This is a genomic window from Edaphobacter modestus, from assembly GCF_004217555.1.
Taxonomy (GTDB): Bacteria; Acidobacteriota; Terriglobia; order Terriglobales; family Acidobacteriaceae; genus Edaphobacter; species Edaphobacter modestus.
This window is the reverse complement of the sequence record NZ_SHKW01000001.1, coordinates 2,449,460-2,461,597: the sequence shown is the minus strand read 5'-3', so window position 1 is coordinate 2,461,597 and position 12,138 is coordinate 2,449,460. Positions and strand designations below refer to the sequence as shown.

Annotated in this window: 9 protein-coding genes; 5 read left to right on the top strand and 4 right to left on the bottom strand. The window is 58.9% G+C overall.

From position 1 onward, the window contains the following. Positions 1–3: 3 nt before the first annotated feature. Positions 4–300, bottom strand: coding sequence for a hypothetical protein (locus BDD14_RS10390; protein WP_130418741.1), 297 nt, complete (start codon positions 298–300; stop codon positions 4–6). Between the two features lie 509 nt (positions 301–809). On the opposite strand from BDD14_RS10390, the gene BDD14_RS10385 reads away from it, so the two are divergent. Then, positions 810–2,033 carry a multidrug effflux MFS transporter gene (locus BDD14_RS10385; protein ID WP_130418740.1) on the top strand — a complete coding sequence of 408 codons (1,224 nt, stop codon included), beginning with the start codon at positions 810–812 and terminating at the stop codon, positions 2,031–2,033. Between the two features lie 110 nt (positions 2,034–2,143). On the opposite strand, the gene BDD14_RS10380 is transcribed toward BDD14_RS10385, so the two are convergent. Further along, positions 2,144–2,860 carry an adenine nucleotide alpha hydrolase gene (locus tag BDD14_RS10380; RefSeq protein WP_130418739.1) on the bottom strand — a complete coding sequence of 239 codons (717 nt, stop codon included), beginning with the start codon at positions 2,858–2,860 and terminating at the stop codon, positions 2,144–2,146. Between the two features lie 501 nt (positions 2,861–3,361). On the opposite strand from BDD14_RS10380, the gene BDD14_RS32995 reads away from it, so the two are divergent. The 4 genes from BDD14_RS32995 to BDD14_RS32990 all read left to right on the top strand — a co-directional run bounded on the left by BDD14_RS32995 (position 3,362) and on the right by BDD14_RS32990 (position 8,990). Next, complete coding sequence (locus BDD14_RS32995) at positions 3,362–3,724, top strand: hypothetical protein (protein ID WP_242617871.1); 363 nt, start codon at positions 3,362–3,364, stop codon at positions 3,722–3,724. Continuing rightward, a complete protein-coding gene (locus tag BDD14_RS10370; RefSeq protein WP_130418738.1) occupies positions 3,721–4,302 on the top strand; it encodes a KdsC family phosphatase in 582 nt (193 codons plus the stop codon). Before BDD14_RS32995 ends, BDD14_RS10370 begins: the two co-directional genes overlap by 4 nt. A gap of 88 nt (positions 4,303–4,390) precedes the next feature. Then, positions 4,391–8,821 (top strand): DEAD/DEAH box helicase, encoded by a 4,431-nt coding sequence (locus tag BDD14_RS10365; RefSeq protein ID WP_130418737.1) that lies wholly within the window; start codon positions 4,391–4,393, stop codon positions 8,819–8,821. Beyond that, entirely contained in the window at positions 8,808–8,990 is a 183-nt protein-coding gene (locus tag BDD14_RS32990) for a C1orf53 family protein (protein WP_130418736.1), read from the top strand. The genes BDD14_RS10365 and BDD14_RS32990 overlap by 14 nt, the downstream gene beginning before the upstream one ends. Before the next feature lie 10 nt (positions 8,991–9,000). Here BDD14_RS32990 and BDD14_RS10355 read toward each other — a convergent pair whose 3' ends face one another. Together BDD14_RS10355 and BDD14_RS10350 are read right to left on the bottom strand one after the other, a co-directional pair. Next, the gene (locus tag BDD14_RS10355) at positions 9,001–9,900 is read right to left on the bottom strand and encodes a tetratricopeptide repeat protein (RefSeq protein WP_130418735.1); all 900 of its coding nucleotides are present in this window, start codon (positions 9,898–9,900) and stop codon (positions 9,001–9,003) included. Positions 9,901–9,978: 78 nt separating this feature from the next. Continuing rightward, positions 9,979–12,132 (bottom strand): VWA domain-containing protein, encoded by a 2,154-nt coding sequence (locus BDD14_RS10350; RefSeq protein ID WP_130418734.1) that lies wholly within the window; start codon positions 12,130–12,132, stop codon positions 9,979–9,981. Positions 12,133–12,138 lie beyond the last annotated feature (6 nt).

Below are 12,138 nucleotides of genomic sequence, written 5' to 3'. Positions count from 1 at the left end.
CGCCTACCGAACCAGGATCTGTAGCGATGGATTCTCCTTTCGCAGTCCGGTCAGCGTTGCCAGGTTCGTGCCGTCGATCTCCCGGCGCTCCACAATCACGCCATCCTTCAATCCGAAGAAGGCATAGTTGATCCGCGTCATCTTCCCGCCCGCGATCGTGCTGGGATCGAGCACGCCACTTCGTGGCCCCAACACATAACCCACCACCTCATACCGCGGACGTTTCGCCGCCGTCCCCGCGTGTGCCACCGCGATGCCAACGCACAGCATCGCCATCCACTGCATCCACCGCTTCCGCATCAAACCTCCGCTTCCAATTGAAGCAGGATTCCATGGCGAAGCAGTTCTCTGCAAACACACAGAGAACGTGAGAGTGCGTCCGATCCGTTCTCTACGATTTTTCTGCTGTCATCACCAGCAACAGGCTCCCGATGGCTGAAATCTCAGGCCGAATCGGGCGCAGTGCAATCAGAACTCCGGATTCCCAACAATCATGCAGGCCGATCCGATGCGAGATCCGATAGGTCCCGTTCTCCTCCCGCCCGACGCGGTGCTCGGGAATCCAGCAAAAACGCGGCTGCAGCCAGGATTACAAAAAAATGTCCAATCCGAAGGTTGGATCATCTCATGGAAGGCAGACAAATCCAGCTGCTTGCTGTCTTCTGTCGTCGGTTATTCTTTAACCAAAGGCCAACCCGTTGGCCGGAACACACAACCTTACCAAGTCAATCGTTTCCCGCGACGACCTGCGTTCGCAAAACCCCGGCGACATTACGCTTTACGGAATCTCTGAGGAGTACCCCATTCGGATGGCGCATCTGAAACGCCACAATAACTGGATCATCGTGCTTTTGGGCGCGCTCTGCGTCGTCACACCTTTTGCGGTCGATATGTATCTTCCGGCGTTCTCCACGATCGCCGCGGAGTACAAGACGACCACGTCCGAGATCTCGCTGTCGCTCTCTACCTACTTCATAGGCTTCGCCCTGGGCCAGATGATCTATGGACCCCTGCTGGACCGCTTCGGAAGAAAACGGCCGCTCTACATCGGCCTGGCGGTTTACATCCTGTGTTCTCTCGGCTGTGCGTCCGCACACAGCCTCCATGCCTTTGTCGCCCTGCGGTTTATGGAGGCCCTGGGTGGCTGCGTCGCGCAGGTTGGAGCCATCGCGATGGTTCGAGACTTTTTCCCCGTGAAGGAAAGCGCGAAGATCTTTTCTCTCCTCTTTCTCATGATTGGAGTCTCTCCGCTGCTTGCGCCAACGATTGGAAGCCTGCTGATCGTTGCTCTGGGATGGCGATGGATCTTCGCAGTCCTGGCCGCGATTGCCTCGGCCATTCTTACGGTGACCTTTCTATTTCTTCCTGAAGGTCATCAGCCGGATCATTCGATCTCGCTTCGTCCCGGACCGTTGGTGAGCGGATTCTGGGCCATCTTCAAGGAGCCGCAGTTTCTCACCTATACGCTCGCGGGTGCGTTCTCATTTGCCGGACTGTTCGCCTTTGTCGCTGGATCTCCCATCCTGTTCATGGACGGATTTCATATGGGAACGAAGGCCTTTGGCATCGTCTTCGCTGTTCTGGTGATGGGCTTCATTGGGGGAAACCAGCTGAACGTCTTCCTTCTGCGGCGCTTCACCAGTCAGCAGATCTTCCTCGTCGCCCTGACAGTTCAGGTGATTACCGGCATCGTCTTTTTTGTTGGAATGCACAGCCACCTCGTTGGCCTGAAGGCGACCATGGTCCTGTTCTTCGTCTTTCTCTCCTGCATCGGATTGACTTATCCGAACTCGGCTGCGCTGGCTCTCGCTCCGTATTCCCGTCACGCAGGACGCGCCTCGGCTCTGCTTGGCTGTCTGCAGACAGGAACTGGAGCGCTGATCTCCATGGGAATCGGGATGCTCGGAGCCAGTTCCGTGGTTTCACTGCTCTCATCCTCGGCCCTGGTAGCGCTGGGGGTTCTCCTGGTGGGGCGGAGCTTTATCCAGCAGGTGGTCGAGACCGAAGATCAGGACATGGTCGTTCTGCACTAACCAGTGTTCCAGTGCGCAGTCGCGAGAAGTGGATATGCACCGAGGGAAAGCTGGAGGCCAAACCAAGAGGAAGGTCCTCGCGCTGCGCTCCTTCGCATCGAGGCCCTGCGTTAACGCAAGACATCGTTTCCAGTGTGAGGTAGCTCATGCCCGCGATCGGCGGAGAGGGCCGGCAGCAGGTCTGCATAGACGAAGCCATCGCGCTCCACGCGCTCGCCCGCCACAATGGGAATATCTTCGGAAAACATGGGTCCGGCGTGGGCAAAGGAGTGGAACTCGCCATTCTCTCCGCACGGATCTACCCCCGAGGGCAGCCTTTTCAAGAGCGATGCATTCCACTCCTCTCCGGCAAGCTCCGCTGGGACCTTTCGTGGATCGACGCAGGTCAGCCGGGCACGCAAGCCGCCCGCGATCATCTCCGCAGCCAAACTGTGTGTGGGGATACCCCACAGCGGAAACAGCGGTTCGAGGCCGGTGCCCTTCAGCTTGGCCTCGCGATAAGCGCGGATCTCCTCCAGAAACAGATCTCCGAAGACGATGCCCTGAACTCCCTCGCGCACTGCCCGCCGACACACTACGGCCATTCTTGTCTCGTACTCTTCATTCGAACAGGGGAATGGGAGCGGCACTCTCCATAAGGGAAGTCCAGTCGCGCTTGCCTGCCTCTCCAGCAACTCCTCACGAAAACCATGAATTGCAACCCGGCGGAACTCTTCGTTCACCGTCGTCAGTAAGCCACAGATCTCAAACTCCCGTGCCTGCCTGAGCACGTGCAGGCTCCACGCGGAGTCTTTTCCGCCGCTCCAACTCAGTAGAACTTTCCTCATCCTGCTATCAAACCACGACGAATCACCCAGGCACATCGGTTTCAACTTTGTCGGATACACTTGATGTAAAAATCTGGTCTCTTGCAGCGTGGCCCTGTTCGAGGGCATGGCTGTTATGCTAAAAATCTTTACCGAGACTTATCTCCATTTTTACCTCCCCCGGGGTTAGACCTGTAATGTCCACAGAAATCCCTTCTCTCGAAGGAACCGCTCCAGATGCCAACGTTCCGCTTCAAACTCGACGTCCCTCTCCTTTCTCTCCCGTAGTGTGTAAACATTGCGGAAACTACCGCACAGTGCGAGCCCATCGGAGAAGCCTGCTTCAGAGACTCTTCTGGGTTCGCTTTGGCTATTTCCCTTGGAAGTGTCTCGACTGTTCGCACCGGTTTATGTCGAAGGATCGCGGCCATCGCTGAGGAACGGGAGAATCTGCAACTCATGCGGATGTATCGCGTCCTATCTTCATGACGCGGGTTCGAGCCGTAGGAGACGATAGGCGCGATGGAGAAATTCTTGTCCGTTGCAGCCTGCGCTCTTGTTCTTGCCGTTGCTACCGCGCATGCTCAGCCTCCTCCACCTCGGATGGCGCCACCGCCTCCGCCCCCTGAGGCGATTCCTCCCGTACCTGCAGTGCACCCGAATTGGGCCTGGCGTGGTGGGTACTATCGCTGGCACGGGGCAGCTATGTCTGGGTTCCCGGAGCGTACTTGCGGCCTCTCCATGTGGGATATCGCTGGTATCCCGGCCACTGGCGGGAGACTGGGCACGGGTGGGTCTGGGGGGAAGGTCGCTGGCGGTGAGATTCCTGTGCAGGAAGCGACTCCGTCTCCCTGCACAGCCAGCCACGCTATCATCAGGGAATGACTGCTGAAGCACGTGCTCAAAAGATCAAAGTTCTCATCTTCGATGTAGACGGAGTTCTTACTGACGGACAGATCTTCGTCATTCCCGGTCCCGATGGAAAGGGCATCGAGTCGAAGGGATTTGCCGCGCACGATGGCCTGGGGATTACGCTGGGACGTCTCGGAGGCCTGCGAATCGGCATCATCACCAAGCGCAATTCGCAGACGGTAGCGATTCGCGCACGCGACCTGAAGCTCGAGTTCGTTTACCAGGGCCAGGCGCACAAGATGAACGCCATTCGAGAGATTCTGGAAAAGACTGGCTACTCCATCGACGAACTCGCCTATGTGGGGGACGACATCATTGATCTTCCCGTCATGCGCCAATGCGGCCTTTCCATCGCCACCGCGAATGCTCGTCAGCAGGTGAAGGATGTGGCGCACTACATCACGCCCAATGCTGGCGGCCAGGGAGCCGGACGCGACGCGATCGACTTCATCCTCTCCGTCCAGGGCAGCCTCGGCAGGGTTATCGAGCAGTATCTCGATGAGGATAATCAGGCGGCCGAAGTCGCCGATGTGGGCGTCGGGAATATGTAAGTCGCGCCGAATCTGGAATTTGGGCGACGCCCTTTGTGGCACAGGGCTGGGCGAACAAAGATCGAACAGGGTCGCGCTAAAATAACGCATGCCCGCGACCGACGAAGCCATTGAAATCCCGATCTCGCTTGCGTGGGCACACCCCGTTACGGCTGAGTGGTTCCTGCGCCGGTTCGGTTCACCGACCGAACCACAGGAGGAGGGCTGGCCTAGCATAGTCGCTGGCAATGCGACGCTGATCTCAGCTCCCACTGGCAGCGGAAAGACCCTCGCGGCGTTTCTGGTCTGCATCGATAAGCTGCTGCGCGAAGCCATTGCCGGATCGCTCGCTCCGGCGACGCAGGTCGTCTATGTCAGCCCTTTGAAGGCGCTTTCCAACGATGTGCAGAAGAACCTCGATCAACCGCTGCGTGAGATTCAGCAGCTTGCGCTAGAGCGCGGCTATCTATCGACGGAGATTCGCACCGGCGTTCGTACGGGAGATACGCTTCCCAAAGAGCGCGCTGCGATGCTGCGCAATCCACCGCATATCCTGGTCACCACGCCGGAGTCGCTCTATATCTTGCTCACCGCGGGCAAGTCGCGCGAGCACCTGCGTCGTGTCCGTACTGTCATCGTTGACGAGATTCACGCGGTGGCCGATGACAAGCGTGGCGCCCATCTGTCTCTGTCGATCGAGCGGCTCGATGCTCTCGTGCGTGGCGAGAATCGGCTTTCGCCTGGCGCATTCCTCACAGGGTTAGCGGAGGCGCCACAACGCATCGGACTGTCCGCCACGCAAAATCCTATCGAGCTGGTTGCGGATTTTCTTACCGGCGTTCACCCCGAACGACCGCGCGCAACGATCGTACAGGTCGGTCAGCGACGCGAGCTGGACCTTGCGATCGAGGTTCCCTCCGATGAGCTGAGCGCCGTTCTCACCACAAAGATGTGGGAAGAGATCTTCGACAAGCTCGCTGCCTACACCCACACGCATCGCTCCACGCTGGTCTTCGTCAACACCCGGCGCCTGGTGGAAAAGATCGCGTTCTCGCTGGCGGAACGGCTAGGACCGGAGAACGTCGCCGCGCACCACGGGTCGCTCTCGAGAACGCTTCGCCTCGATGCGGAGCAGCGGCTGAAGAGCGGTCAGATTAAGATCCTCATCGCGACGGCATCGCTGGAACTCGGCATCGACATCGGTGACGTCGATCTCGTCTGCCAGATCGCCACCACACGTTCGGTCGCCGTCGGCATGCAGCGCATCGGGCGCGCCGGCCACTGGCGTGGAGCGATTCCCAAGGGCCGCTTCTTCGCGACGACGCGCGACGATCTGATGGAGCAGGCGGCGCTCGTTCGCTCCATGCGCGCCGGTCTGCTCGATCAACTGGAGATCCCACCGCAGCCGATCGACGTGCTTATGCAGCAGATCGTTGCCGCCTGTGGAGCGGAGCCCTGGGACGAGAATGGTCTCTACACCATGCTTACGCGAGCATGGCCCTACCGCGATCTGACGCGTGCGCGCTTCGATGAGATTGTCGCCCTGCTTGCATCGGGAATCGAATCCAGCCGCGGACGCTATGGCGCCTATCTGTTGCGCGATGGCATTCATGGTCAGCTCCATCCACGTCGTGGGGCTCGCATGATCGCCATCTCGAACGGAGGTGCGATTCCCGAGACAAATCTCTACTCGGTTGTGCTTCAGCCCGAGGGTGTGCAAATCGCAACGCTTGACGAACATTTTGCCGTCGATTCTTCTCCCGGCGACGTCGTTCTTCTTGGAAATACGAGCTGGCGCATCCAGCGCATCGAAGCCGCCGGTCGCGTGCTCGTGGAGGATGCTCATGGCGCTCCGCCGAGCCTTCCTTTCTGGGAGGGTGAGGCGCCGCAGCGGACGGCAGTGCTCTCAACCGGAGTAGGCGAGCTGCGCGAACAGATCTCTGCCCTCACGGCGAAGGTTGTTCCCGGACACATCTCTCCTGTTGATCCTGAGGTTGCGGCCGCGACGGCATGGCTGATGGAGCACTGCGGTCTGTGCGCTGGCGGAGCCCAGCAACTGATCGAATACGTTGTGACCGGACGCGCTGTCCTGGGCTCTGTTCCGTCGAAGACGACGATCATCGCCGAGCGTTTCTTCGATGAAGGCGGCGGGATGCAGCTCATCCTGCACGCACCATTCGGCGGTCGCATCAACAAGGCCTGGGGCCTCGCATTGCGCAAGCGCTTCTGCCGCGGCTTCAACTTCGAGCTGCAAGCCGCCGCGACGGACAACGGCATCAACATCTCGCTCGCCGAGCAGCACAGCTTTCCGCTCGCCGATGTCTTCCAGTTCCTCACCGAGCACACGGCCAAGGAGCTGCTCGAGCAGGCTTCCCTGGCATCGCCGATCTTCAAGACGCGATGGCGCTGGGCGGCGAATCGCAGCCTGCAGCTTCTGCGTTTCTCGAAGGGGAAGCGAGTTGCTCCACAGATTCAGCGCATGCGTTCAGAGGACTTGCTCGCCAGCGTATTTCCTCAAGCCGCTGCGTGCTTTGAAAATATCGAAGGCGATATCCAGATTCCCGATCATCCGCTCGTCGATGAGGTGATGAAGGACGTTCTGGGCGAGGCCATGGACCTCGAAGGCCTGATTGAAGTCCTTCGCGGCATCAAGGATGGAAGCATCCGTTGCCTCGCAGTCGATACGCCGGTGCCGTCGCAGTTCGCGCACGAACTGCTCAATGCAAATCCTTATGCCTTTCTCGATGAGGCTGGCCTTGAAGAACGCCGCGCACGCGCCGTCTCTCTTTCGCGCACGCTGCCCGCGAGTGTGATGGAGGAGGCTGGTCGTTTGGATCCCGAAGCCATCGACGAGATTCGCCGTGAATGCTGGCCAGATATACGCGACGAGCATGAGCTTCACGACCTGCTGCATTCGCTCATTGCTCTGCCTCTGGATTTCTTCGTCGGCAGGAAGGAAGCGCGCGACTGGCCGGTCTTCTATGATCGCCTCCTTGGCGCCGGACGGGTCCAGGCAGTGGAATGCAACGGAATCGCCTGTTGGGCCTCAGCCGAACGAATGGCACATCTGGCCGCGCTCTGGAAGGATGAGACGGAATCCGTTACCAAAGATCAGGCCCTTCGCCAGTGCGTTCAGGGCTGGGTACAGCTATTGGGTCCGACGACCGCGAACGCCTTTGCGGAACGCCTCGGCCTTTGTGCCTCCGATGTCTTCCAGGTCTTTCTCGCGATGGAGATGCAGGGCCTGTTGATGCGCGGCATCTTCGAGCGCCACAAGCCTTCGCATGATCACGACATCGAATGGTGCGAGCGCCGCATCCTGCAGCGGATTCATCGCAGAACCCTTCATGCTCTGCGAAAGCAGATCGAGCCTGTCTCGCCCGCGGTCTTCATGCGCTGGCTTCTCGGTTGGCAACATCTCGCGCCGCAGACGCAGCTCAGCGGGGAAGAGGGCGTTCTCGAAGTGTTGCATCAGCTCGAAGGCTTTGAAGCACCGGCGATTGAGTGGGAACGCACGCTGCTTCCGGCTCGGGTGGCGAACTACGACGTTCGCTGGCTCGATTCGCTGTGTCTGTCGGGGGCTGTAGGGTGGGGCCGAATCTCTCCGCATCCGGCCTGGTCCAATGCGGAGAGCAGTGGTCCGCGTCGAGTCATCCCCACGAATGCAGCTCCGATCACCTTCTACATCCGCGAGTCGGCAGAGTGGCTTCCGCATGCTCTCGCCCGCGAGCGTGTCGAGGAGTCGCGCCTTAGCCAGGCACTCAGCGCCGAGGCACTGCAAGTGCGCGCCCTGCTCGAGCAGCGCGGGGCTTGTTTTGCAAACGATATCGGACGAATTCTCGGTCTCTCCCGCCAGGCCACCCAGTTGGCGCTGTGGGAGCTTGTAACCGCGGGGCTTGCCTCCGCTGACGGCTTCGATCAGCTTCGCGCCATGATGGACCCGCGCCGTAAGCCCGCTTCCACTTCTGTTTCGACACGTCGTCCAGTGCGATCCACCGCGGGCCGATGGTCTCTGCTCAACGAGGCCGTTCACGCCGCTCCCAGCGCCATCGAGCAGGCAAGACGCAACGACGAAGCGCTCGCATCCTATGCGCGCATGTTGCTCCTCCGCTACGGCGTCGTATTTCGCGATCTTCTGGTGCGTGAGTCCAACGCTCCGAAGTGGCGCGAGTTGGTTGGAATTCTTCGTCGTCTTGAAGCACGTGGGGAGATACGCGGCGGCCGCTTTGTCACAGGCTTCGGCGGGGAACAGTACGCGCTCCCCGAGGCGGCCGACTCTCTGCGTGCCTCGCGTTCCCGCGACTGCGAGGCCGTCATCACCGTTGCCGGGGCCGACCCCATCAACCTTGCGGGGATCGTGTTACCGGGAGAGCGCATTCCCTCGATCCCAGGCAAAGAGGTTCGTTACCGGAACGGAAGACTCGTTGGTGAAGATTCTTCGGCTGTTGAGACGATTTCGAGCGAATCTGTTGCGCCACCGTTTCTGGTATTAGAACCAGTCGCGGCGAACGCGTCACTTTTTAGCCATGTCGAATCGTAAAGCAGAACAAGGGAACGACCGACCTTCTGAAGATGCTTCAGATGAGAGGCAGTCTCTCGCTGAGGAAGACTTCTACTATGAAGGCCCTTACCTGGTCTTTACCGCCGCTTACCATCTCAAACGCGGTTATTGCTGCAACTCAAACTGTCGTCACTGTCCCTATAAATAGAGCGAGTCAATCAGTGTTTTTCCGATGGCAGCGGGGGTGGCGGAGTTGCCCCTTCCGCAATATTCGTAGCCTTGCTGCGTAGCTCCTTACCGTTCTTCACGATCAGGAGAATTCGCGGATCCTTGCGGTATTCCGCAAACACGGAGTCGGTATTCATCGCGCTCATGATGTCGAATCCCGCCTCGCTGGCGGTTGTCAGATAGTGCATCATCGTCGGTTCGTCGCCTCGCTGCGCATAAAGGCGCGCAAGTTCGAAGCAGTACCGCGCGTGATCTTCGGGTGAGAGCATCCGCGTGGTGACGCCCAGTGTGCCATGATGCTGCAACATCTCCGGGTCTAGCTTCAGCGCAATGTCATATTCTTTCCGGGCACGGGAGAAGTCCTTCTTCTCAAAGAGAGCTGTTCCCATATTGGAGTGATAGGTTGCCGAGGTTTTATCCAGTTTGCTCGCCCGCTTGTAGTAGCCGATGGCGCGATCGTACTGTCCATGGAGATATTCGATTACCCCAAGGTTGTTCCACCCTTCTGAGCTCTTCTTGTTAATCTTGACCGCGCGTTGGAAGTACCCTCGTGCCGCGACCATATTTCGAAGCTCCATCTGCGTTACGCCCATCTTGTTCAACAGGCGAACGGGCTCTCCGCCACGTTCCAGGGCGAATCCGTAAAAATCCATTGCGTCTTCGAGAAATCGTCGGGCGCGCAGAATGTCCGCCGCCGATTCCAGCTTTGCTGCAGAAGCGGAAACAGGATCGGGAAGATGAGACCTAATGGACTCCCATATTGGATTTTGATGATCGAGCGCGCGAGCCTCCTCGTGGCTCAGCGTCTTCTGCGCAAATCCGTTTGCGCTGAAAAGCAACAAAATAGCGAAGAGAATCGGAGTGAGAGAGGAGCGAGCCGGCTGACCCATGGCACACCTCCACGAGGTACGTCCAAATCATCCGCTTGAACCGCAGTACTGTCAACGTCCTTCGTCACGGCAGACGCCCTAATTACCACTCGCTGCGGTCGGCACCGGGGCGGGCCGCGTTGGTGCTTCCACACGCAGAGCCAGCCGCGGGAAGCTGAAGCTGCCGCCCGCGTCGTCGATAATGTTGACCTGGCAGACGTATGTGCCGGGTTTCAATTGGCTTAAGGGAACATCGAACTGGAAGGCGACTGCCCCGCGATCGGGCACGTTGACACTCTCCGCAGAAACCAGCGGGGTCTCGTAAACTTTCACCCCTCCGCTGAGAAACTCGATGCTGGTGAGCACCTTGACCGCGCCGGAAGGCCGCCGCGTCAGTCCTGGCGAAGCCTTCGGAGCGGCACCGTTTTCCTTTTGCCGCGTTGGATCGTAAACCTCATACAGAAAGTAGAGGTGCTGATCCTGCCGGAATACATGGGCAATGTTCGGAATCCATTCCACTCCATCCCGGACGAGGGGATTAGCCGTCTTCTTGGCCGTATTAGGAGTCTGTTGACTTGCCAGCACAATGGAGCTGAGCTTGAGCGGAGCCTTCTTCAGATCGGGAACCTGAAGATCCGTCTCAAAGCTTCCCATGCGTCCTGTCTGATTTTCGCGAATGACGAATTTCAGATGATACCGCCCCGGAGCAAGAGTGAAGCCGGTCGAATACTGAATATTCTTTCGCGCCACCTGCTGCGATGCATCGAGCGCCAGCTTCACGGTATCGCGAACATCTCCTACGGAGATGCCCTGCGCGTTCTTCACCTGTCCCAGCACGTCGAGGGTTGCTTTATCTCGGTCGCCATTCTTCAGGAACGGAATCTGTGAGCCCGGTACGATCAGCGAGACGGGAATAAAGAAGCGATTGTCCTCGATGCGGAAGTATAGCGCCTGCAGGTAGATCGCAACGTCGATTGCAGGAAGATCACTTCGCATCTGTTCGGTCAGTGCAAGCTCGCGGTCTCCGCTCTTCTGATGCTGGAAATCTGCCGGAGCATAGTACCCCGGTCTGTATTCGAGCTTCACGTCATTACGATTCAGCTTGATCGTCAGCCTTCGGTAGCCTCCATCGCGTGCTATATCGCTGGAGCGGAATCCAAGGATGTAATAGGCCTCGGTGTCATGCTGAATCTGCTGAAAGGCAGGAGCAAAGTCGTTGGAATCGAAGAAGGCTTTCCCGCCCGTATCCTTCGAAAGCGTTGCCAGAACCTCCTGCGAGCCGAAGTTCGCATCCAGCTGGCTCTGCATCGCGCCGCCGCTGTAAGCGGCAGTTCCGCGCAGGCTTCCCTTCGAGGCATCGCCCACTGGAGGCAGCGCCTGCAGGCCGCGGGAGTCAACGCTGTAGATCGCCATGTTTGCACGCACGGCGGCGTTGGTCGCGGCACGCATGCTTGCCTGGTTTTCGATGCCCTGTCGGGTGAGACCGCCGGAGAAGTAGAGAAGACTCTTGCGCTGATCGACTCGCTCCAGGCTCTGCGCGATCGTGCGAATTGCGTAGAGCTCGCGATCCGTGTTCAGTGCGTTGTACTCGGAATCGTCTGCAGTGAAGCTCGAGCCATCATCCGGGGTTCCGCCGGAGGTGCCTCCTTCGTTCCCGTTGGCAAACCCTGTGCCCTCGGTACCGTTATAGCGTCCCACGGCCCTCAGGAGCGCAGCCTTGTCGGTCGTGAAGTCCTGATCGAGACTCAATCCGGTGTCCATGCTGACCACTGACACCAGGTCTGCCGGCTGCATCTTCTTGTTGATGTAGTCCTGCGCTGCCTCGACCGCTCGATCGGTGTCTTCAGGCTGCATGCTGCTGAGGTCAAAGAACAGGACAATCAGCCGGTGATCCTTGAGCTGCGCGGGGTTTGCGGCGAAGTTGCCATTGACCATGTCCGCGATGGAGTTCTTACCGCTGACCGTCGTATTCTCATGCAGCGCAACTGCCTCATCGACGTTCTGAAAATCGAAGCTGGCGATCTTCTGCGGCTTGCCGTTCTCAAGAACGGTGAAGTCGGCGGGGGTAAGTCCCTTCACCACGGCGCCCGTCTTCTTGTCGCGCACTACGACATTCGTCAGCACGATGTTGCTCTGCACCTTCAACGTAAAGGTGCCGTCGGAGGCAGCCTGCTGGGCAGCTGCCGGCCGGATGTCATAGCCGGGTAGGCCCATCATCAATCCCGTCAGTACTGCTGCCGTGATTCGCCGCATGATCTT